Genomic DNA, 22,848 nt, shown 5'->3' with positions numbered 1-22,848 from the left:
TTTAGTCGCAGTCGCAGTCGCAGTAACTTTGTCAAAGTTTAAAAACTTTGACAAAGTTTTCTGAAAACGAAATAGAGACTGAAAACTGAGACTGCGACTGCGACTGAAAACTGAAAACCTGAAACAAATCAAATCAAAACAAAAACAAAAGAATTGAAAAAACTAATCTTCCCTATTCTATTTCTTCTGAGTTTAACGGCTTACAAAAGCGTTGAACAGCCGGATTATATCGATATTCAGGAATTGCGAAAACTATATTCCGGTGGAGATGTAACAAAATGGCCAGCAGCAGCATTACACGAAAATGTCGATAAATCTAAATTTCAGGATATTGGTGTGCTTCCCGCGGTTCCTTATCCGGCTTACAATCCATATTCGAAGGAAAAAGAAAGTCTGGGTAAGATCTTATTTTTTGATCCGAGATTATCTAATAGCGGTCAAATTGCGTGCGCTTCCTGTCATAATCCTGAGTTGGGGTGGACAGATAATTTAACGCGTTCTTTTGGTCATGATCGCCAAACGGGAAAACGAAATTCGATGACGATTTTAAATTCGGCGTATGCCACATCTTTATTTTGGGATGGCCGCGCTTCAAGTCTTGAAAATCAGGCACAATTTCCTATTGGAGATCCTCTCGAAATGAACGAAAAACTGACCATTGCCGTTGATAAAATTGCTAAAATAAAAGGGTATAAACCGTTGTTTGAAGCTGCTTTTGGAGATAAAAAAGTATCATTGCAAAGAATACAATATGCCATTGCCACTTTCGAAAGATCAATCAATAGCCCAAAAAGTAAATTTGATAACTTTATTAGCGGAAAATCCGATGCGTATACTGATGCGCAAGTAAAAGGTCTGCACTTGTTCAGAACCAAAGCACAATGCATCAATTGCCATAATACGCCTTATTTTAGCGACAATCAGTTTCATAATGACGGACAAACTTTATTCGGAACAAAAAATGAAGATTTCGGACGTTATAATGTCACCAAAAACAAAGAAGATATTGGCAAATTCAGAACGCCAACATTACGTGAAGTCGCCAACACAAAGCCCTGGATGCATCACGGACATTTTCCGTCTTTATTAGATGTTGTCGAATTGTATAATTTAGGAAATCCATCTCCGGTTCAGAAAAAATATTTAGGAACTGCGAGAGATACTTTAATTCCAAAATCAGATCCGATGCTTAGAAAATTAGATTTAAGCAAAGAAGAAATCATTGATCTTTTGGCTTTTATAGAAACTTTAAGCACGCCAACACGAAGAATTATGGTGCCGGAAATGCCAAAATAATTACATTAAACGATTTGTAAACTGCCCCAAATTTTTCAAATCCTAAAAGCCTGTTTCTTTATGAAATGGGCTTTTCTTTATTTAAAGACCTATTATGATAAGAGAAATTTCCATCATAATTTACTATTCTTTCATCGAAGTATAAAATAGCCTGCTGATCGTAATCCTTCGATCATTTCTTAAATTTGTTTGAAACGAAAGGAAACTTTTTCTTCTTTATAAAAAATACCACCATGAAATTAGCACACATACAAATTCAGACCAACAATATCGAGCAAACCACTGCATTTTATCAAGATATATTAAAATTACCCATTATAGAAAAAGACTCCGATTCCGTTAGCATTCAGGCTGGAAATTCAGTTTTAAAATTCGTCGAAAATCCTCAGTTTAAGTCTATTTATCATTTTGCTTTTAATATACCTGAAAACAAACTTGACGAAGCAATTGAATGGTGCAAAAATAAAGTCGGTTTAATCTTAATTAAAGATCAAAACGTGATTACTAATTTCGAAAACTGGAACGCTCATGCCGTTTATTTCTATGATAATAATGGTAATTTATTAGAGTTTATTGCCCGACATGATCTAAACAATGCTCAATCTAAAAAATTCAGTTCTAAGGCTATTTTAAACATTAGTGAAATTGGTATTGTAAATGAAAATCCACTCGAAGTAGGAAAAGAATTAATAGCAAAACACAGCTTAGAATTCTTTTCTAAAAATGACAATAGTGAACTATTTGCCGCTGTTGGAGATGATGAAGGTTTACTGATTATGGTGCAACCAAATAGAAACTGGTATCCAACCCAAACCCCTTCTGAAAGTAATAAAACCGAAGTTAGAATTGAGAATAACGGAGCTTTAATTGAATTAAAATTTCAGTAATACTTCCTCTTTTCATATTATAAATATTCCTTACTTTTATAAAAACTTAAAATATCAAAAATGCCATTCGTTAGAATCAGTTTGCCTAAAAAGCTTTCATTAGAAACAAAAAATACTATTTCAGAATCGATTCATCAATCTTTAATAGCCGAATTTAATATCCCCGCAGCCGATTATTTTCATGTAATTGAAGAATTAGAACCGCATCAGATAAAATATCCTGAAAGTTACCTTGATATTTCCCATTCTGATGAAATTATTTATGTTCAGATTACCGCTGGACAAGGAAGAACATTAGAACAAAAGAAAAAATTATACCATCAAATTGCGACCAGAATTGCCGCTTCAACCGAAATTTTAATCAATAATGTGATCATCGTTTTATTAGAAAATAATGGTTTGGAGAATTGGTCTTTTGGTAATGGAGAAATTCAGGAGCAAAAACATTTGAAGAAGTAATTATCAAAATAGAAAATCCCAATTCAAACAAATGAATTGGAATTTTTATATTTAATGTAATGCTGAATTAAAACTTCATCTTCTGAATTCTCACAGCGTTTAATATCGCCAGTAATGCCACTCCAACATCTGCAAAAACAGCTTCCCACATTGTGGCAAGTCCGCCTGCGCCAAGGATCAATACAAAAGCTTTTACGACGAAAGCCAATGTAATATTTTGCCACACGATTTTTTTTGTTTGTTTCCCAATATTGATCGCCATTGCAATTTTACTTGGTTTGTCATCCTGAATCACCACATCGGCAGTTTCGATCGTAGCGTCGCTTCCTAAACCTCCCATAGCGATTCCTACGGTACTTAACGCGATAACCGGAGCATCATTTACACCATCGCCCACAAAAGCTACGGTTTCATTTTTAGCTTTAATCTCGTTTAGCTTATCGACTTTGCCTTCAGGAAGTAAATCTCCAAAAGCATTTGTAATCCCTAATTTATCCGCTACAAATTGCACGACATTGGCTTTATCACCACTCAACATCGTTACTTTAACCCCCAATGCTTTTAGTTTGCTAACGGCTTCCTGAGCATCGGCTTTTATTTCGTCGGCAATTGTTAAATATCCGGCAAACTTTTTATCGTACGCAATGGCAATCGTAGTATACACCACCGAATTAGGATCAAGATCGTACTTAATATTGAATTTATCCATTAATTTGAAATTCCCAACATGCAATTCTTTTCCGTTGATCTCGGCTTTTAAACCATGTCCTGAAATTTCTTCTACATTTTTCAATTCGATCGAAGCATCAATTTTACCAACATGATTATGAATCGCTGTGGCAACCGGATGCGTACTTTGACTTTCGAGAACATTAACGAATTTCAGAATTTCGTCTTTATCAAAATCATCAGAAATAATGACTTCCTGAACTTTAAAAACACCCTCAGTCATGGTTCCGGTTTTATCCATCACCACATTCTGAATCGTCGAAATACTATCCAGAAAATTACTTCCTTTAAACAGGATTCCGTTTTTACTTGCAGCGCCAATTCCGCCAAAATATCCTAACGGAATACTAATAACGAGAGCACAAGGACATGAAATTACCAAGAAAACCAAAGCTCGATACAACCAATCACTAAAAACATACTGATCGACAAAAAACCATGGCAACAAACAAATCGCAATTGCCAGATATACTACAATTGGCGTGTAGATTTTAGCAAATTTTCTAATAAATAATTCGGCCGGGGCTTTTTTGGTCGTGGCATTTTGTACCATTTCCAGAATCTTAGAAAGCTTACTGTCTTTGTACGCCGTAGTCACTTTTACCAAAGCAATCGTGTTTCCGTTGATCATTCCGGCAAGAACCGTTTCTCCTTTTACCTTGGTATCAGGTTTGCTTTCGCCTGTTAAAGCAGCTGTATTAAACGAAGCGGTATCAGACAATAATTCGCCATCTAAACCTAATTTTTCTCCCGCTTTAAGCTGAATAATCGATCCTATGGCAACATCAGCCGCTTTGACTTTTGTTGCAACATTATTTTCTATAATATTCACCTCATCAGGACGTTGATCCAGCAGACTTTTAATATTCGATTTTGCACGGCTTACTGCTAATCCCTGAAAGTTTTCACCAATGGTATAAAACAACATTACGGCAACACCTTCAGGATATTCGCCAATCGCAAAAGCTCCGATTGTAGCGATACACATCAGAAAAAATTCTGAGAAAACATCGCCTTTCATAATGCTTTCGTATGCTTCTCTTAAAACCGGAAGTCCAACTGGCAAATAAGCCACGATGTACCAGGCAATTCTAACATAACCTGTAAACCAGGTTTGCGGAAAATAATTGTCAAGACCAATACCAATAAGCAATAAAACAAAGGATATTATGGCTGGTAAAAACATTTTAAACAAACTTCTCTCGGCGTTATGTTCATGATCATGTCCGTCTCCGTGATCATGTCCGTCATTTTCAGAATGAACGGGTTCGTCATGTGAACAACAGCAGGTAGATTGTTTTGGTTTCTTTTTTATTATTTTTTCTTCTGTATGTATATGTTCCATAGATGGAAAGTTTCAGGTTTTTACTTTATTGTTTCAAGTTTAAACTTTGTCTAAAATTACGGATTTTGAGCGAATTGTCTATAGGCAGCGTTTTATTTAATCTCGCAAAGTCGCAGAGCCGCAAAGTTTTTTAAGTTTCTTTTGATTTTCTTTTGATTTTCTTTTGATTTTCTCTCATAAAACTTAAAAACATAATACAAGAAAAACTTTGCGGCTCCGACTTTGCGAGCAAATTCTACACCAGCTAAAAAAACCTTAGCACCTTAGTATCTTAGTCACTCAGCACCTTCAAAAAAAATTAATGCCCATGCTCTCCCCCGCCTTTCATTGCCGAAAGCAAATAAAAAGCGCCTTTTGTAACGATTTTTGCATTCGCAGGAATTTCATTGACAAACTTTATTTCTGTAAAACCTAAATCGGTTGTTCCGGGAATCACTTCAATGGCTTTAAAGTGAATTTCTTTTTCATGAGGAGTTTCCGTTTCTCCCTTCTTTTCATCGTGTTTCTCATGTTCTTCGTGTTCATCCTCCTGAATAAATACAAAATACTTATCGGCATTTCGAACCACGGCATCTTTTGGTAATGCTGGCACGGTTGCATTGGTAATGTTGATATTGGCCGAAACATACATTCCCGGAATCAATCCTTTTGCATCATCCGATTCGATTTTAGCATGAACGGCAACCGTTTTACTTTCGTTAGAAAATGATTTATTGATGCCGAATATTTTTCCTTTTATGGATTTATTCGACTGATTTGTCAGTACAAAATCAATTACTTGCCCGATCGAGATAGAACCCAAATCTTTTTCATACACATTTAAATCTAAATGCATTTGCGTATTATCAACCACTTCAAACAATGTTACTCCGCTTTGTGCGAATGCTCCTTTGGCAATTTTTATATTCCCCACATAACCACTAATTGGCGCTACAATTGGCACTAACGAAGTGCTGCCTTTTGTACTCACGTGCAATGCATCTAATTTGTTTTTTGCGGCTTGTGCTCTGGCTCTTTCTGCCGCCAGTTTTGATTTTACTTCCTGAAAAACTTTCCTCGGATTTACATTTTCATCACTTAACGTTTTCTGACGATTGTACTCTAATTGCAAATATTCGATATTGGCTGTAGCCGAATGATAATCTTCCTGCATTTCAATTACTTCCAGATTCTGAATCGTAGCCAAAACTTTTCCTTTATTCACATAAGTACCTTCCAAAACAAAAATGTCTTTTACCGTTCCTCCTATCAGAGTCGAAACTTCAGCAGAATTTTGTGGCGGAACTGTAGTATAACCATTTGCTTTTATGACTTTATTTAAGTTTCTATCTTCAACAAATCCCGTTTCGATCCCGACTGTTTTGTATTGAGATTCGTTTAGAGCTACTTCTGTTTGTGATTTTTCTTCTTCTTGTGGCTCTTCGGTTTTCTTTTCATTGCAAGATGCAAAGGATATAACCGCAAGGCACGCAAGGAAAAAGCGCAAGGCACGCAAGGAAATTAAACTTTGCGAACTTTGCGAAAAATCTATTGCGTTCTTTGCGCTTAAGTTTTTAACTATATTTTTCATTTTTAATTGTTTTTGATGGTTGGAAATTGAAACTCGATAGCACTTTGATTGAAGTTATGAGTTGCCTCTGTGTATTGTTTTTTAATATCAATTGCCTGATTTAAAAAACTGATGTACGCCCAATAACTCATGTCGCCATTGGCATAACTTTTTTGCGCTGTCGTAATAATCTGATCGGCATATTGCAATCCTTCTTTTTGGAAATAATCTAATGCTTTTTGCTGCTTGGCATAATTGTTTTGCAACTCCTGTCTTTGCAAATTCAGCGTTAATTTATTTTTATCTAAAGCCAATTGGGATTGCGAAATACTAATAGCCGAAGCCCTAGCCCTGGCAGTATTTACGCCGCCAAACAACGGAATCTGCAATCCGGCCGTGAATCCCTGATACAATGATCTCGTATCGATTGTTTGGGCAAAATAACCCAATCCTACTTTAGGCGTTCGCATTGCTTTAAACGTATTGGCTTCTTTTTGAGAAACCGAAATCTGCTGCTGATAATAATCAGTCATTAAACTTTCTGCTTTCGAATTTCCTTCTTCATTAAGAACCGTATATTGCAAAGACGTTTTATCATCCGGAACGATATTTTCATCGGTTTGAATAAAGAATTGTAATTGCTTTTGGTAAATCACCAAATCATATTCTAATTGTGCTTTTTGCGTTTCGATCTCTTTTACTTTCGCTTTAGCGCTAATAACTTCGATATTTCCGCTTTCTCCGGTTTTAAAACGCAGTTCCGCATTCTTTAGGAATTTGGTATAAATATCATTGAGTTCCGAATTCAATTTTTGAATCGAAACGCCATATAAATATTGATAATACGATAAGGTAACAGCTTTTTCAAGGTCATAAGAAGATAACGCTTTTCGTTTCTCTGCCAGTTTCACCAATTCTTCCTGCAATTGACGATTGGCTTTGGTGATATTTCCCATTGGAAAAAACTGCTGAACCGAAACATTATGATCAAAATCAGCGCTATTGAATTGTCCGCCCTGATATTGCACCTGAAGCGGTTCCGGCTGAAATGCGGTCTTTTTTAGAACCGTTTGTCGTTCTATTTCTTTATCGGCAATTTTTAAATCGATGTTGTTTGATTTGGCAAGTTCTATTGCTTTTTCAAGGCTGATAGGTTGCTGTGCAAATGTTGCTGTACTTGCCAATAGAAACGAGCTTAACCGCAATCCCGATAGCCATCGGGAGCAAAGGAGTTTTGCCGATTTCGCAAAAGTTTTTCTATTTATATTATATGTTGAGTTCATTTTTTCTTATTTAATTTGTTCTTCTACATTTTTATTTCACGCAGATTTTTAAAAGATTTAAGCTGATATCCGCAGATAATTTTTTATACTATTTTAATTTAAATCTGCTTTAATCTTCTGACCCGATCGATAGCGAACAGGCGAAGCGATCTGCGTGAAACAAAATCTTTTCATCTTTAATCTTCATTGCGTTCTTCGCGTAAATCTTCGCGCTCTTTGCGGTTAAATCTCTTCTCTAACAACAAATACAAAATCGGTAATACAATCAACGTTAATAATGTTGCCGAAAACAAACCGCCAATTACTACCGTTGCTAAAGGTTTCTGAACCTCTGCTCCTCCGCTTGTTGATAATGCCATTGGCAAAAATCCTAAAGAAGCTACAGCTGCGGTCATTAAAACCGGACGTAATCTGGTTTTGGTTCCGATTAAAACTCTTTGCAACGGATCCAGAATTCCTTCAGTTTTTAGTTGATTGAAATACGATATTAATACGATTCCGTTAAGAACCGCGATTCCGAATAAAGCAATAAAACCAATTCCTGCCGAAATACTAAACGGCATTCCGCGTAACCAGAGCGCAAAAACACCACCAATTGCCGATAACGGAATTGCGGTAAAAATTAATCCCGCTTGTTTAAAGCTTTTAAAAGTGAAATAAAGCAAGACTAATATTAATCCTAAAGCAATTGGCAATGCGATCGAAAGTCGTTTTGTCGCTTCGATTAAATTCTCGAACTGACCACCATAGGTTACATAATATCCCGCCGGAAGCTTCAAGTCTTTATCTAGTTTTTGCTGAATTTCTTCTACAACACTTTTTATATCTCGTCCGCGAACGTTAAGTCCAACAGTGATTCTGCGTTTTCCATCTTCACGCGTTACTTGTACCGGACCTTGCTCATAATCGACTGTAGCAACTTGCGAAAGCGGTACTTGCTGACCATTTGGTAGCGGAATAAACAAATTACTAACATCAGTAATATCAGCACGATTGTCCTGATTCATTCTCACCACAACATCAAATCTCTTGCTTTCGTCGTAGATTTTTCCGGCACTTTCTCCGGCAAACGACGAACGTATAATCTGATTGATATCTGAAATATTCAATCCGTATAGAGCAATTTTATTATAATCGTATTTAATGGTAATTTGAGGCAATCCGGTTACTTTATCGGCTTTTAAATCTCCAATTCCTTCGATGCCTTTAATTTTCGAAATTAACTCGGTGGCTTTGGCATCCAGAATTTCAAGATCATCACCAAAAATTTTGATGGCAATATCGCTTCGGCTTCCAGTCATTAACTCATTGAAACGCATTTGTATCGGTTGCGAAATCTCAATATTGGCTCCCGGAATGACTTCCATTTCTTCTTTCATGGCATTGGCCAATTCTTCCCAATTACGATATTTTCGTCCCCATTCTTTTTTATCTTTAAGTACAATAATCAAATCGCCACTTTCAATAGGCATAGGATCTGTCGGGATTTCTCCGCTTCCTATTTTGGTTACGATGGTTTTTATCTCAGGAAATTTAGCTTTTAATATCTGCTCGTATTTCGTCGTCGTTTCTACCATCTGCGTAAGCGAACTTCCAGTCATAATAGTCGCATTTATGGCCAAATCTCCTTCTTCGATAGTAGGAATAAATTCTCCTCCCATACTATTAAAAACGATTAATCCGAGCGCAAATAATCCAAGTGATATCCCAAGAACGACCTTTTTAAATTGCAGTGCCTTTTGTAATAAAGGCGTATAAATTGACTCTAACCAGGCCATCATTCTGTCGCTGAAGTTTTCTTTGTGTTCTGTGTTTTTAGATAAGAATAAAGCACTCATCATAGGCACATAAGTCAGCGAAAGGATAAACGCTCCTGCCACGGCAAAACCAACCGTCATTGCCATAGGCTTGAACATTTTTCCTTCGGTACCAATCAAAGCGAGAATTGGCAAGTAAACAATCAAAATGATAATTTCACCAAAAGCCGCACTATTCCTGATTTTCGAAGCAGAATTGTAAACTTCAGCATCCATTTCGCTTTGCGATAATTCTTTTTTCCGTTTCAATTGCTGTAAGTGATGCATTGTGGCTTCTACGATAATCACAGCTCCGTCGACAATGATTCCAAAATCGATCGCGCCTAAACTCATTAAGTTTCCGCTTACGCCAAAGGCTTTCATTAATATAATAGCAAAAAGCATGGCTAACGGAATCACCGAGGCAACGATTAATCCCGCGCGAAGATTTCCGAGGAATAAAATCAATACAAAAATTACGATTAAAGCGCCTTCTAATAAGTTCTTCGTAACCGTTCCGATCGCGTTATCGACTAGTTTTCCTCTATCAATAAAAGCTTCGGCGACAACGCCTTCGGGTAAACTTTTATTAATCTGAACCATTCTTTCTTTGATTCGGTCTACAACTGCGCTGGAGTTTTCGCCTTTTAGCATTAAAACCATACCGGAAACAATTTCACCTTTTCCGTCTTTGGTAGATGCTCCGTAACGCAGGGCAACACCTTCACGAACTTCGGCAACATCGCGCACCAAAACGGGAGAACCATTTCGGTTTTTTACCACTACATTTCCCAGGTCTTTCGTTCCTTTTGCCATTCCGACACCACGAATAAAGTAGGCCAATTGATCTTTTTCGATATATGCGCCTCCTGTATTTTGGTTGTTTTTTTCTAAAGCATCGAAGATTTCGGTAATCGTAACGCCCAAACTATTAAGCGTATTTGGGTTTACAGCGATTTCGTATTGTTTTAGTTTTCCACCCCAGGTACTTACATCTGCAACGCCTTTAACGCCTTGCAATTGCGGAATAATGATCCAATCCTGAATGGTTCTTAATTTTACCGCATCGTATTTGTTTTCATAGCCTTTTTTGGCATAAACATCATATTGGTAAATTTCTCCTAAACCTGTTGTAATTGGCGCCAATTCAGGAGATCCTGCATAATCCGGAATGTTTTCTTCGGCTTGTTTTAAGCGCTGAAATATTTGTTCTCTGGCCCAGTAAATATCGACATCGTCCTCGAAAACAACGGTTACCACCGATAATCCGAAACGGGAAATACTGCGCAATTCTATAATATCCGGAACTGTTTTTACGGCTTGCTCGAGCGGATATGTGATTAACTGCTCGACTTCCTGACTTGCCAAAGTAGGTGCCGTTGTAATAATTTGTACCTGATTATTGGTAATATCAGGCAAAGCATCAAGTGGTAAATGCTTGAGCGAATAGCTTCCCCAAGCTATTAAAACTAGGGTAAATAGTAGTATAACGAACTTATTCTTTATACTAAACTGTATAATTTTATCTAACATTTTAAGGGTATAATGACGTGAGAAATGAGGCAAAGTTTGCCTATTATTTTTGTAGAAAAATCTACAACTCTCTAACCCAAATTCTAAGTAATCTTCAGACTTATTAGATTTTATTCTATGAAAGTACTATAGGAACTTTCGATAAAAGAAAAAATAATTGATTGTCCGGATCTTAATACAAATAGTAAACACAGATTTCACCAATTAGTACGGATTACTTCGTGGAATTAATTTAATAATCTAATCCAGAATTGAAATTCGTGTGTAACTTTTTAGCATTTGTATCTATAAGATAGCCTTAGGAATGGGCATCATTATACTATTTGAGGGGGTTGCCATATACTTCCGTAGAAAGTGGAAGCAGCAACTGAGGTATAATTAGGTAACGCAATTGAAATGATGGAATATGCAACAGGAAAGTCAAAATTTACAGTAGTCTGATAGCTTAAAACCTGCGCTCCACAACAATTACAAGCGCAAAACGGAGAACATAAATCATTGTCTTTATCGTGAGTATGGTTGTCTTCTGATGAAAACTGGGCTGTTTTATGAGCAGCACTATTTACTTCCATATCTGCACAAGGCATATTAGAAAGCGCCATTAAATAAATCGACAATATGATTGTTATCCATTTCACGATACAAAAATAGTATTTATTTCTATTCTAAAATTTAAATAATTGAAAATGATGCGAATGAAAAAGGATAATTTTTTCACAAATTCAGTTGAAATGCATTTGAATAAAATTCTATTTTCTTAAAAAATTTTGATTGTTGGTACGAAAATTTAGTTAACTTTAACAATAATTAACATACACTTCCAGTTTTTTATCTAAAAGCCGACAACTCTATCTGCCTGAAGAACAGAAAAATACGCATATTCCACCCCTTACAATCATTAGTACATATTTATTTTACGCAGTTTTATTAATTAACAATTTAAAACCGAATTCAATGAAATATAATACACTACTATCAGCCATTTTATTATTTTTTAGCATGCAAATTTTTGGACAAGTCTACACCGATAAAATCGTAGGAGAAAAAAATCAAGAACTAAAAGACAGCCTCGCAGTCGTAAAATACCCCTACGCCCTACCTATTTGGGGAGAAAAAGTAGCCCAAAAAGGATATAATTTACCTTACTCAGCCGGACTTTCTATTAACTATTTCTGGCAGGATTCTGAAATTACAATCAAAGATCTTCAAGTTGGATTCAACAATGGGCCAATGCACGATTTAGACGAAATTGTTCGTTTTGATAAATCTTCTGTAGAAGTTGGTGCTATTACCATAAGACCTGATATTTGGTTACTTCCGTTTTTAAATGTCTATGGGATTTTTGGAAAATCGAATCCTACAACCAAGATAAATGCGGGAATCTGGATTCCTGATGCCAATAATAATTGGTCGGAAATTGCCAATTTTAGCACGAAAGCTAATTTTAGCGCCACTACATTTGGATTAGGTTTAACTCCAACTATTGGTATTGGCGGCGGCTGGCTGGCGCTTGATATGAATATGTCGTGGAGTGATGTTAGTGCTTTAGATAAACCTGCTTTCTCTTATATTTTTGGACCAAGATTGGGAAAAACCTTTAAACTTCATAAAGCGGAACGCAATATTGCGGTTTGGGTGGGTGGTTTCAGAGTTCATATTGAAGGAAATACTAAGGGAAACATCAATTTATCTGATGTTTTGAATTTGGATAACGCGCAGCAAAAAGTTGATGACGGATTGACAAAAGTTTCTGAAAACCAAAACAAAGTAGATACCTGGTGGAATGGTTTAACTCCGGCAGAGCAAAAAAATCCTGCGAATGTAGCCAAACACAATACAGCAGACAGGGCATTGGAATCAGCTGGAAATTTTTTAACGACGCTGGACGGAGCTTTGAGCACAGCAGGATCATCGACTGTACAATATTCTCTGCACAAAGCGCCTAAGGATATGTGGAACTTTATTGTTGGATCTCAATTTCAATACAACAAACATATTATGTTTAGAGTCGAAGCCGGATTTTTAGGCACGCGTACTCAATATTTAGCTGGGCTGCAATATCGTTTTGGACTTTAATCCTTATTATAATGAAAAAAGGTTTATTACTTCTTATCGCATTATTTTGCATGGCTCCGGCGCGCTCGCAGGTTTTAATTTCCTTAATTTTTGGAGACAAACTAAATTCTCCTTTTTTAGAATTTGGTCTTGAAGGCGGAGCAAATTTCTCTACTATTTCTGATCTGAATACTTCAGGAACTGAACCGGGTTTTAATCTTGGTTTTTATTTTGATATTCGGTCTCATAAAAATCCGGCCTGGATGATCAATACGGGAGTTATTGTAAAATCGCCAATGGGAGCGCATGGTTTGCCTGTGTATGCTCTCAACGACGAAAATCTCGACAATACTTTTGCAGGAGGAAGCGTGAATCGCGAAATCAGGTATTTTAATGTGCCTATTTTAATTAAATATCAATTTAAAAATAGAATTTATCTTAAAACCGGGCCTCAGTTTGGTTTACTGGCCAAAGCTTTTGATGAATTTAAACAGGAATACGATAAAGATGATGTGATTTATAAAAAGAATATTCGCGATCAGATTCGTGTTATTGATGCGGGAGTATGTTTTGGCGCGGGTTATCATATGAATATTGGAAACGGACTAAACGTAACGGTTCAATATTATTACGGACTGGTTCCTGTAATGAAAGGCGACGGACCCAATGTATACAACAGATCTTTGTATCTCACGGCTGGAATACCTATTGGAAAAGGAAAAGCAGCTCAAAGAAGGGCTGAAAAAGAGGCTGAATTAAATAAGGTTGTCCTTCCGGAAGATGAAGCGCCTAAACCTGAAAAATAGGTTATAAAAAATCTGCAATTCGTGCCGTAAGGCATTAAATATCGGTAGATAATCAGATCTAAGTACGCCTTATTAATCGGTTTGTTGCGTACCTACGGCACGCCAGCCTATTATAAACCGAATTTTTACCAACATTTAGTGCCAGTCAACCAAATCCTGATTCGTATTATTTAGTATTTATAGCACCCAATAATTGTAGTATTTCCTGATTGTCTAAAACAAAATCGGGATCAGTATACAGGATCGCGTTATTAGGCATAAAAGGCATTTCGGCTACGGTTGGATTTTGTACCGCGATTTTTCCTCCGGCGGCTTTAATGGCTTTTAAACCAATGGTTCCGTCTGTATTAGAACCTGAAAGTAATATTCCAACTAAAGCTTCTCCATAGATTTCTGATGCCGATTCAAACGAAACATCTATACTGGGACGGCTGTAATTTATTTTTTCGGATATATCCAGAGAAAGTGTATCGTTTCTTTCAAATAATAAATGATAATTTGAAGGTGCAATATAAATAGAACCCGCTACAAGTGGTACTTTGTCTTCAACCGGCTTTACCGAAATACTCGATTTTAAAGCTATTAATTCTTCTAAAGTCTGATCGTCTGTACTTTTTCTGTGCAAAACGATTACAATGGCAAAACCATTTAATTGCGATAAATCAGGCAGAATTTGCATTAAAGCATTCAAGCTTCCTGCAGATCCTCCTATTATTACCACTTTGCAATTTGATATTACTTTATCTTCCTCCATATTTTCTCTTTATCCAACTGCTTGTATTTATTCATCGAAATCGAATATTTTATGGTTTCTTTGGTTCCCAGCGCCAGAAAACCCAACACAGAAAGACTTTCATCAAATAAATTAATGACTCTTTTTTGAAGATCGTTATCAAAATAAATTAAAACATTACGGCATAAGATCATGTCAAACTCATTAAATGAAGTATCTGAAACTAAATTATGCTGCGAGAAAACCATTTTTTCGGCCAGTTCTTCATTAAATTTGGCAATACCATAATTTGCAATATAGTAACTCGAAAAGTCTTCTTGTCCTCCGGCATCACGATAGTTTTCTGAGTATTCTTTCATCATTCGTAAAGGGAAAATTCCTTTTTTGGCCGTTTCTAAAACTGATGCATTAATGTCTGTGGCATAAATCAGGGATTTGTGCAGCAAACCGGCTTCTTTTAGCATAATGGCCATCGAATAGACTTCTTCGCCTGTAGAACAGCCTGCATGCCATAATCTGATAAAAGGTTTTGTACCTAATAACGGTAATATTTCTTTTCTGACAACGGCATAAAAAGCGGGATCGCGAAACATCTCGGTAACATTTACCGTGATTTCGTCGACCATTCTTTTATAATATTCAGGATCATAACGAACCCTGGAAAGAAATTCATGAAAATGTGTAAATCCATCAAGATGAATTACCCTGTTTACACGTCTTTTTAAAGAAGCGCGCGAGTAACTGCTAAAGTCAAAACCATAATATTCATAAACATCATTAATTAGTGTTTCTAACTCAATATCCTCAATCATAATCCCATCAAATTTTACCTAAAATAAGCAGTAATTTATCTACATCTACCGGTTTCGAAATATAAGCATCTGCCCCGGCCTCTAAACATTTTTCTCTATCGCCTGTCATCGCCTGAGCTGTTACTGCTACAACAAAAAGCGACTCTCTTGACGGAATCTTTTTTATAAGCGGAATCGCATCATAACCATCCATTTCAGGCATCATCATATCGATCAGAACCGCATCAATAACTTCATCTGTTTCTAATAATTTCAAAGCTTCTTCGGCACTTAAACAAGACAAACAATCGAATGATTTTGCACGTAAAGTGTGTTCCAGAGCAAAAATATTTCTAGAATCATCATCAATAATCAAGAGTCTTTTTTTACTCATTTCGTCTACTTTTTATTTGGTTTGTTTTTTTTATTTTTTTGCTGTGAATTCTTTTGTTTTGCCACAGATTAGTTTTACCACAGATTAGTTTTGCCACAGATTAAAGGATTAAAAAGGATTTCTTTATAAAAATAATCTGGGAGAATCTTTTTAATCTGTGGCAAAACTTCTTTTCTCTTTATTCTATTCTCTATTCTCTATTCTCTATTTTCTATTTTCTATTTTCTAAATCTTATCGTACAACCATACTCTCAATAACGAAAGTAACTGATCGATATCTACCGGTTTGGTAATATAATCTGATGCTCCTGCTTTGATGCATTTTTCTCTGTCGCCTGTCATTGCTTTTGCTGTTACGGCAATCACCGGAAGATTCAGAAATTTAGGATTTGAACGTATTTTTTCGGCTGTTTCGTAACCATCCATATTCGGCATCATCATATCCAGTAAAACCACATCTGTATCAGGATGTTCGCTTAAAATTTTGATAGCTTCTTTACCATCAAAAGCGGTAATTACATTCATTTTAAAAACTTCCAAAGCTTTCGTTAACGAATAAATATTACGAACATCGTCATCTACAATTAATACCTTTTTCTCGTGCAGGATATTATTTAGTAAATTTAGCTTTTTATGGCTTTCTTTTTTATCTTTTGGATCTTTTTTATCTTCTACCAAATGCAGAAATAATGATACTTCGTCAAGCATTCTTTGGTACGAATGTGCTGTTTTTACAATAATCGAATCGGCGTATTTTTTAATTTTCACTTCTTCTTTCATCGATAAACTTTTTCCTGTAAAAACAATTACCGGAAGATTCTCTAATCCCGGAGATTTCTTTACGCCATCTAAAATTTGATACGCGTGTTTGTCCGGAATTCCCATATCAAGAATCACACAATCGACCTCAGTTTTGTTTAAAGCTTCTAATCCCTGAGAAACTTCGCTTTTTATCTCAGAATTAATATTATACGTTTCTAAGAAATAAGCCAGCGCTTTAGCGTGTTTTGGATTATCTTCTATAATTAAAACTTTTTGAGCTTCTTTATTAATGATATGCTCGATTCGTAAAAACACATCCGGAATTTTCTCGAAAGCCACCGGTTTGTCTAAGAAATCTACGGCTCCTTTTAATAAACTTTCCTGTTTTAATTTGTGCGATGACATAATATGAACCGGAATGTGTTTGGTTGCTGAATGATTTTTTAGTTCTTCTAAAACTTCCCAACCACTTTTTATTGGCAATTCTATATCTAATAAAACCCCAACCGGATTGTAAATCAAGGCAAAGTTTAAAGCATAATCACCACGTACAGAAACAACTCCTTTATATCCTTTTTTTCTGGTAAAGGTTAAAAGTGATTTTGCAAAATTAATATCGTCTTCTACAATCAGAATTACTTTATCTCCCGGTAAAACTGAATCTCTGTCGTCTTCAATTTCAGCAGGAATTACTTCGCTGATGTACTTTTTCTTTGGCGGTGCTTTTTCCTCTTCTACTTCTGTAAATTCTGTTGGCGGAATTCTTTCTACATTAATTTTATGAATTGCAGATCCAAAAACAGGTAGACATAAAGTAAACGAACTTCCTTCATTTTCTTTACTATGCAATATAATTTCTCCACGAAGCAGTTTGGCCAATTCGCGGCTTATTGATAATCCTAAACCGGTTCCTCCGTATTTACGTTTTGTAGAACCATCGGCTTGTTGGAAAGCTTCAAAAATTAAAGGTTGTTTTTCTAACGGAATTCCGATTCCGGTATCTTTTACAATAAAACAAATAATCTTATCGTCGTCAGTACTAATTTTAATTTCTAACGTTACTTTTCCTTTTTCAGTAAACTTAATCGCATTCGAAATTAGATTTTTAAGAATTTGCTCTAAACGCATTTTATCGGTTTTAATAACAACCGGTGCGTCTTTGGCAATAATTTCAAATTCTATCTTTTTTTCTTTCGCCACCAGATTAAACAGATTCCATAAATTATCTGTGATTTCTTTGGTAGAAACATCCAGGAATTCAAGTTCCATTTTTCCGGCTTCAATTTTAGATAAATCCAAGATTTCATCAATTAAACCTAACAAACTATTTCCGGAACTCTGAATCACTTTTGCAAATTCAATTTCCTCGGCCACCATGCTTTTGTTATTATTTTCAGATAACAAACGGCTTAAAAGTAAAATCGAGTTCAAAGGCGTTCTTAATTCGTGCGACATATTTGCCAAAAACTCTGATTTATAACGCGTTGTAAGTTCTAAAGCTTCCGATTTTTTCTGGATTTCGTTGTTTTTTTCTTCCAGTAAAACACTTCTTTCAGACAATTCTTCGTTCGTTTGCTCTAATTCTTCCTGCTGTACTCTTAATTCTTCTTCTGATGCCTGAAGTTTCTCTGTTTGCGCTTCTAATTCAGCATTAATAGCCTCTAGTTCACTATGTTGCACCTGAAGTTCTTCAGACTGAGATTTGGTCTCTTCCAGCAATTCCATCACTCTTTTTCTGTTTTGAGTCGATTTAATCGCAATACCAATATTGTTCGAAATACTTTTCAAAAACTCTAAATGCAAATCCGAAAATCCGTAGATACTTGCAAGCTCAATTGCACCTTCGATTTTGTTATCTAACAACGGGACTGCTACAATATGCGTTGGTTTTATCTGCCCTAAAGCATAATTAATCTGAATATCATCCGGAGATAATGTTTTTAATTCGAGGATTTTTCCTGAAACAATCGACTGACCAATTAAACCTTCTCCTTTTCGAATGCGTTCGCGATTTTTGCCGGGAATATAACTGTATCCTCCCGTAACAAAAAGTTCATTATCTTCTAAAACATATAAAACTCCCGCGCTGCTATTGGTATATTGGCACACAAATTCGATCACATCTTTTGATAATTTTTGAAGCGTTTTATCGCCCAACATCACATTATTAAGATTCGCAATACCGGTTTGAAGCCATTCTTTTTGAGACAATAAATCGAAAGAGGTTTTAAGCGAAACTCCCATATTGTTCAGCGATTCTCCTACACTACCCAAAGCATCAGACTGCGTATCATCAACCCTAATATCATAATTTCCGCTCGAAATATTACTCGCAATTGCACTAATTGCTACAATTCTTTCAGCCGTTTCTTTGTCTTTTTTCTCTAATTCGTTTTGAAGTAAAGCACGTTCGTTGAAATCTTTCAGGATTCTGATTAAGAACACAATCGAAATAACAAAAGCGATGATAAATGCCACAATAATCAGGACAATACTATAAGTACCGTAACGTTCTGAGTTTTCGTTTCGAACTTTTAAAAGATTTTGTTCTGTATTTTCGACCGTTCTTATTTGCGCTCGCAAATCGTTCATCATGTTACGACCTTCGGTAAGGTCAAATGTAGCCGAGTTTTTTCCGAGACGTTTCTTTACAATTTGATTGTTCAGATACTTAAAAAAATTTTCGCGTTGTACTTTTAACTCTTTTAACTGCATTTGCTGCGACGGATTATCAACCGTGAGTTCGGTTACTTTATCGAAGAAAACCTTAGATTTTGCCTCGGCGTCATTGTATCGGTCTACAAATTGCTCATCGCCCGTAATCAAATAACCACGCATACTGGTTTGTGCCTCGGTAATAATAGCCGAACCTTCGTTCAGGTTATAAATAACTTCCTGAGTATGATTGACCCACGAATTACTGTCTAACAAGCTTTTTATACTAAGAAATGAAGCCGTCGAACTGATCATTAAGACCAGTAACGATACCATCGAACTTATTAATAAATTTCTTTTAAAATTACTCTTCATGTTTTTGTTTCTTATTTTTTGTTTTTGGTTTCTTTGGTTTTCTTTGTTTCAGGTTTAAACTTGAACCTAATCAATATTTTTTTATTTATTCGTATTTTAAAGGCAGGATAATAATAAAGCTTGCACCCTTGCCTACCTGACTTTTTGCGGTAATTAATCCGTTATGTTTTTCGATGATTTTTTTAGCGATGGCCAATCCAATTCCGGTTCCTTCATATGATTGACGATCATTTAAGCTTTGAAAAATAATAAATATCCTGTCGAGATAAATTTCATCAAAACCAATTCCGTTGTCTTTTACTGTAATTCTGCAAAATTTCCCTTCCGGGGAAGTTGGACTTTCAAATGATTTGTTTGAAATTAATTCTGAAGTAATTTCGATTAACGGATGTTGAGAGTTTCCGGAGAATTTTAAAGCATTCCCGATCAAATTCTGAAAAACCTGTCGCAACTGACTCGGAATACTATCTATCGTAGGAAGTTCATTCGATTTGATAGTAGCATTTTTTCTTTCGATCAAATAATCAAAATCAGATAAAACTTCCTGCAAAACTACATTAAGATCTGTTACTTCGGGTTTTACCTGAGATGATAATCTTGAATAAGCTAATAAATCGGTAATTAAAGTTTGCATTCTTTCAGCCGATTTTATCGTACGATTTACATAATCAACTGCTTTTGCATCATCGGCGAGATAAAGTTCCTTGATGATTTTGATAAAGATCTGGATCTTTCTGATGGGTTCATTTAAATCGTGCGAAACTACCCAGGAAAATTGTTGTAGTTCGTGATTTTTCATCTCTAATTCTTCGTTTTTCAAAACCAGTTCTTTGGTTCTTTCTGCGATTTTAATTTCGAGATTATCCTGAGCTTCTTTTCTTATTATTATTTCTTTAGAAAGTAATTCTTTAATGCCTTTTAGTTCTCTTTGCTGCTCGTAAAGCTTCAGGAAAGTCTTGACTTTTAGCATTAGCAAATCACTGTCTACGGGCTTTGTAATGTATTCTACGGCACCGGTTTCATATCCTTTAAAGATGTATTTCTTTTCGATATTTAATGCCGATAGAAAAATAACGGGAATGTCTTTAGTTCTTTTATTGCCCGAGAGAATTTTTACGACTTCAAATCCGTCAAGTCCGGGCATCTGAACATCCATGATGATGAGACAATAGTCTGTTTTTAAAATTTTCTTCAGGGCTTCTTCGCCAGACTCGGCAGTATCCACATCAATATCATGTAGTTCTAATGTTTTCTTTAAGGCAATAATATTGGCCTTTATATCGTCTACGATTAATACCATACTGTATTGGGGGAGTAAAGTTCTATGAATTAAAAATTTGTTTTTGGTTTGAAATAATTTCGAAAAACGTCCTTAAAAATAGCTGATCCTACTTTTAGATAACGTCAGTCAAACCTTCAAATTTATAAAAAAAAAGGAGACCAGTCTTTTATTGAAAATTTAATTCGTTACATAATTCCCATGTTGAGCTTTGAAATTCTATAACTGATTTTTATAGCGATAATCTTAAATTTCATTCGGTTAATACAAATGGCATTCAATAACTATTTTAGTATCAGATTAAATGATTAAAATTAAATGTTATGAAAAAGACTAAGACATTTCCCGAACAAAAACAGAACCTTCCCGGCAACGAACATCTCATGTATCCGGAACCAGAAATTATGAGAGAAAACTATGTTGGAAGCGGAAAACTTTTAGGTAAAGTTGCATTTATAACCGGTGGCGATAGCGGCATTGGCCGAAGTGTTGCCGTGCATTTTGCGAGAGAAGGTGCCAACATTGCCATTGTTTACCTAAAAGAAGATAAAGATGCCAAAGACACAAAAGCATTAATTGAAAAAGAAGGTCGTGAATGCCTACTGATTAGCGGAGATTTAAAGGATGAGAAATTTTGTAAAAACGCCATAAAAAAATGCCATACTTACTTTAAAAAAATAAATATTGTGGTAAATAATGCCGCGATACAATTTCCGCAAACCGAACTGGAAGATATAACCGCCACGCAACTTCATAAAACATTCGAAACCAATATTTATCCTTATTTCTATATTACAAAAGCAGCGTTGCCTTTTTTACAAGAAGGCGATACGATTATCAATACAAGTTCTGTTACGGCGTATCGCGGTAGCGAACATCTTGCCGATTACGCCAGTACAAAAGGTGCCATTGTGAGCTTTACCAGATCATTATCTACCATGTTGGCCAAGAGAAAAATAAGGGTAAATGGTGTTGCTCCAGGCCCAATCTGGACTCCTTTAATTGTAGCGACTTTTGATAAATTATCCGATTTTGGAAAAGATAATCCGATGGAAAGAGCCGGTCAGCCCTCAGAAGTTGCTCCTGCTTATGTGTTCCTGGCCTGCGAAGACAGCAGTTATATTTCAGGGCAATTTATTCATATTAATGGCGGTGAAATGATTGGAGGGTGATTTTTTTTAAGGTGCTAAGGTTCTGAGATAATAAGTTGCTAAGATTTTTAGGATCTAAGTTACTAAGCTTATTCTTGAATAGATTTATGCACTTAAAAGGACAACTTTTCTCCTCTTATAGAATTCTGAAATTAAAAAAACTTAGCAACTCAGCCCCTTAGTAACTTAGAAACTTAAAAAAAATGAACTTCATTGATATTATCGGACTTTTTGCCGGAACCTGTGTTACGATATCAGTGATTCCGCAGATTGTGAAAGTTTGGAAAACGAAAAAGGTGAAACAAATATCACTTAAAACCTTTGGTATCCTGACTTTCGGGATTTTGGTGTGGATTATTTATGGTATTTTAAAAAATGATTTACCGATAATCATCACCAATAGCGTGTCTTTATGTCTGAATTTGATCATGGTGTATTTCATTATTTATTACGAGAAAGAAGACTGAGTTTTTTGAGGTGCTAAGTTGCTGAGCTTTTTAATCTCGCAAAGACGCAAAGACGCAAAGTTTTTTTAAAGTTTATTATAAAAATCTGCGAAAATCCGCGTTTTCGCGAAGCGAATCCGTATCATCCGCGGGCTACCTTACGCGCAATCCTTAACGACATCCCATAAAAAAACAGCCCGTAAAAGCCTACCGTCTGGACACAAATATATTTTTAGTTATATTTGATAAAAAGTGCAGACTAGATATTTTGAAAATTTAAAAGACAAGCGATTGTTGAATAGAGGTAATTCTATTCTCAATCGCTTATTTGCTAATAGTATTTATTCGATAAGACAATTAGCAGAAAGTGACGCTGAAGCCAAAGCTATTTACCGATTTTTGCAAAATGATAATGTTAGTGAAGTTGATATTATAAAGAACATGTCTCTTAATTGTGTAAGCTGCGTTGAAGATAAATCTGTTTTGTGCATTCAGGACAGCAGTGAAATAAACCTGTACAATCA

18 protein-coding genes are annotated in these 22,848 nt (G+C 35.7%); 8 read left to right on the top strand and 10 right to left on the bottom strand.

Annotated elements, in window-relative coordinates; all coding sequences use genetic code 11:
• Positions 1-153 precede the first annotated feature (153 nt).
• From FLACOL7796_RS08980 to FLACOL7796_RS08970, 3 genes are all read left to right on the top strand, one after another.
• On the top strand, positions 154-1,296 hold the full coding sequence (locus tag FLACOL7796_RS08980; protein WP_232067337.1) for a cytochrome-c peroxidase: 1,143 nt from the start codon (positions 154-156) through the stop codon (positions 1,294-1,296).
• 233 nt (positions 1,297-1,529) lie between these two features.
• Positions 1,530-2,183 (top strand): VOC family protein, encoded by a 654-nt coding sequence (locus FLACOL7796_RS08975; RefSeq protein ID WP_173970463.1) that lies wholly within the window; start codon positions 1,530-1,532, stop codon positions 2,181-2,183.
• Between the two features lie 60 nt (positions 2,184-2,243).
• Positions 2,244-2,642 carry a tautomerase family protein gene (locus tag FLACOL7796_RS08970; protein ID WP_173970462.1) on the top strand — a complete coding sequence of 133 codons (399 nt, stop codon included), beginning with the start codon at positions 2,244-2,246 and terminating at the stop codon, positions 2,640-2,642.
• Between the two features lie 67 nt (positions 2,643-2,709).
• On the opposite strand, the gene FLACOL7796_RS08965 is transcribed toward FLACOL7796_RS08970, so the two are convergent.
• The 5 genes from FLACOL7796_RS08965 to FLACOL7796_RS08945 form a co-directional block, all read right to left on the bottom strand.
• Positions 2,710-4,716 (bottom strand): heavy metal translocating P-type ATPase, encoded by a 2,007-nt coding sequence (locus FLACOL7796_RS08965; RefSeq protein ID WP_173970461.1) that lies wholly within the window; start codon positions 4,714-4,716, stop codon positions 2,710-2,712.
• A 298-nt stretch (positions 4,717-5,014) separates the two neighbouring features.
• Positions 5,015-6,286 carry an efflux RND transporter periplasmic adaptor subunit gene (locus FLACOL7796_RS08960; protein WP_173970460.1) on the bottom strand — a complete coding sequence of 424 codons (1,272 nt, stop codon included), beginning with the start codon at positions 6,284-6,286 and terminating at the stop codon, positions 5,015-5,017.
• Positions 6,287-6,288: 2 nt separating this feature from the next.
• Positions 6,289-7,548, bottom strand: a complete 1,260-nt coding sequence (locus FLACOL7796_RS08955) for a TolC family protein (RefSeq protein ID WP_173970459.1) — start codon at positions 7,546-7,548, stop codon at positions 6,289-6,291.
• 176 nt (positions 7,549-7,724) lie between these two features.
• On the bottom strand, positions 7,725-10,877 hold the full coding sequence (locus FLACOL7796_RS08950) for an efflux RND transporter permease subunit (RefSeq protein WP_173970458.1): 3,153 nt from the start codon (positions 10,875-10,877) through the stop codon (positions 7,725-7,727).
• Positions 10,878-11,191: 314 nt separating this feature from the next.
• Positions 11,192-11,515: a DUF6660 family protein gene (locus tag FLACOL7796_RS08945; RefSeq protein WP_232067336.1), complete on the bottom strand. Its 324-nt coding sequence runs from the start codon at positions 11,513-11,515 to the stop codon at positions 11,192-11,194.
• Positions 11,516-11,831: 316 nt separating this feature from the next.
• Here FLACOL7796_RS08945 and FLACOL7796_RS08940 point away from each other — a divergent pair, with 316 nt between their 5' ends.
• Together FLACOL7796_RS08940 and FLACOL7796_RS08935 are read left to right on the top strand one after the other, a co-directional pair.
• Entirely contained in the window at positions 11,832-12,953 is a 1,122-nt protein-coding gene (locus FLACOL7796_RS08940; RefSeq protein ID WP_173970457.1) for a hypothetical protein, read from the top strand.
• Positions 12,954-12,964: 11 nt separating this feature from the next.
• Positions 12,965-13,738, top strand: coding sequence for a porin family protein (locus FLACOL7796_RS08935; protein ID WP_173970456.1), 774 nt, complete (start codon positions 12,965-12,967; stop codon positions 13,736-13,738).
• A 166-nt stretch (positions 13,739-13,904) separates the two neighbouring features.
• Here the strand turns inward: FLACOL7796_RS08935 and FLACOL7796_RS08930 are convergent, their stop codons facing one another.
• From FLACOL7796_RS08930 to FLACOL7796_RS08910, 5 genes are all read right to left on the bottom strand, one after another.
• Complete coding sequence (locus tag FLACOL7796_RS08930; RefSeq protein ID WP_173970455.1) at positions 13,905-14,492, bottom strand: chemotaxis protein CheB; 588 nt, start codon at positions 14,490-14,492, stop codon at positions 13,905-13,907.
• Positions 14,474-15,283 (bottom strand): CheR family methyltransferase, encoded by an 810-nt coding sequence (locus tag FLACOL7796_RS08925; protein WP_173970454.1) that lies wholly within the window; start codon positions 15,281-15,283, stop codon positions 14,474-14,476. The genes FLACOL7796_RS08930 and FLACOL7796_RS08925 overlap by 19 nt, the downstream gene beginning before the upstream one ends.
• A 7-nt stretch (positions 15,284-15,290) precedes the next feature.
• Positions 15,291-15,656 carry a response regulator gene (locus tag FLACOL7796_RS08920; RefSeq protein WP_173970453.1) on the bottom strand — a complete coding sequence of 122 codons (366 nt, stop codon included), beginning with the start codon at positions 15,654-15,656 and terminating at the stop codon, positions 15,291-15,293.
• A 225-nt stretch (positions 15,657-15,881) separates the two neighbouring features.
• Positions 15,882-19,448, bottom strand: coding sequence for a response regulator (locus tag FLACOL7796_RS08915; protein ID WP_173970452.1), 3,567 nt, complete (start codon positions 19,446-19,448; stop codon positions 15,882-15,884).
• An 85-nt stretch (positions 19,449-19,533) separates the two neighbouring features.
• Positions 19,534-20,748, bottom strand: a complete 1,215-nt coding sequence (locus tag FLACOL7796_RS08910; protein WP_173970451.1) for a hybrid sensor histidine kinase/response regulator — start codon at positions 20,746-20,748, stop codon at positions 19,534-19,536.
• Positions 20,749-21,050: 302 nt separating this feature from the next.
• On the opposite strand from FLACOL7796_RS08910, the gene FLACOL7796_RS08905 reads away from it, so the two are divergent.
• The 3 genes from FLACOL7796_RS08905 to FLACOL7796_RS08895 form a co-directional block, all read left to right on the top strand.
• Positions 21,051-21,899, top strand: a complete 849-nt coding sequence (locus tag FLACOL7796_RS08905; protein WP_173970450.1) for an SDR family oxidoreductase — start codon at positions 21,051-21,053, stop codon at positions 21,897-21,899.
• A gap of 182 nt (positions 21,900-22,081) precedes the next feature.
• A complete protein-coding gene (locus tag FLACOL7796_RS08900) occupies positions 22,082-22,345 on the top strand; it encodes a SemiSWEET family sugar transporter (RefSeq protein WP_173970449.1) in 264 nt (87 codons plus the stop codon).
• A 231-nt stretch (positions 22,346-22,576) separates the two neighbouring features.
• Positions 22,577-22,848 (top strand): transposase DNA-binding-containing protein (locus tag FLACOL7796_RS08895; protein ID WP_262889159.1); only part of this gene is annotated, 272 nt, incomplete at its 3' end.

Origin of the sequence: Flavobacterium bizetiae (genome assembly GCF_902804475.1) — a bacterium.
Lineage (GTDB): Bacteria > Bacteroidota > Bacteroidia > Flavobacteriales > Flavobacteriaceae > Flavobacterium > Flavobacterium bizetiae.
This window is presented reverse-complemented; position numbering and strand designations above follow the sequence as displayed.

Excerpts from the sequence above, each read along its gene's own strand:
- FLACOL7796_RS08975 (WP_173970463.1), top strand. The coding sequence starts at position 1,530 with ATGAAATTAGCACACATACAAATTCAGACCAACAATATCGAGCAAACC.
- FLACOL7796_RS08970 (WP_173970462.1), top strand. The coding sequence starts at position 2,244 with ATGCCATTCGTTAGAATCAGTTTGCCTAAAAAGCTTTCATTAGAAACA.
- FLACOL7796_RS08965 (WP_173970461.1), bottom strand. The coding sequence starts at position 4,716 with ATGGAACATATACATACAGAAGAAAAAATAATAAAAAAGAAACCAAAA.
- FLACOL7796_RS08960 (WP_173970460.1), bottom strand. The coding sequence starts at position 6,286 with ATGAAAAATATAGTTAAAAACTTAAGCGCAAAGAACGCAATAGATTTT.
- FLACOL7796_RS08955 (WP_173970459.1), bottom strand. The coding sequence starts at position 7,548 with ATGAACTCAACATATAATATAAATAGAAAAACTTTTGCGAAATCGGCA.
- FLACOL7796_RS08950 (WP_173970458.1), bottom strand. The coding sequence starts at position 10,877 with ATGTTAGATAAAATTATACAGTTTAGTATAAAGAATAAGTTCGTTATA.
- FLACOL7796_RS08940 (WP_173970457.1), top strand. The coding sequence starts at position 11,832 with ATGAAATATAATACACTACTATCAGCCATTTTATTATTTTTTAGCATG.
- FLACOL7796_RS08935 (WP_173970456.1), top strand. The coding sequence starts at position 12,965 with ATGAAAAAAGGTTTATTACTTCTTATCGCATTATTTTGCATGGCTCCG.
- FLACOL7796_RS08930 (WP_173970455.1), bottom strand. The coding sequence starts at position 14,492 with ATGGAGGAAGATAAAGTAATATCAAATTGCAAAGTGGTAATAATAGGA.
- FLACOL7796_RS08925 (WP_173970454.1), bottom strand. The coding sequence starts at position 15,283 with ATGATTGAGGATATTGAGTTAGAAACACTAATTAATGATGTTTATGAA.
- FLACOL7796_RS08920 (WP_173970453.1), bottom strand. The coding sequence starts at position 15,656 with ATGAGTAAAAAAAGACTCTTGATTATTGATGATGATTCTAGAAATATT.
- FLACOL7796_RS08915 (WP_173970452.1), bottom strand. The coding sequence starts at position 19,448 with ATGAAGAGTAATTTTAAAAGAAATTTATTAATAAGTTCGATGGTATCG.
- FLACOL7796_RS08910 (WP_173970451.1), bottom strand. The coding sequence starts at position 20,748 with ATGGTATTAATCGTAGACGATATAAAGGCCAATATTATTGCCTTAAAG.
- FLACOL7796_RS08905 (WP_173970450.1), top strand. The coding sequence starts at position 21,051 with ATGAAAAAGACTAAGACATTTCCCGAACAAAAACAGAACCTTCCCGGC.
- FLACOL7796_RS08900 (WP_173970449.1), top strand. The coding sequence starts at position 22,082 with ATGAACTTCATTGATATTATCGGACTTTTTGCCGGAACCTGTGTTACG.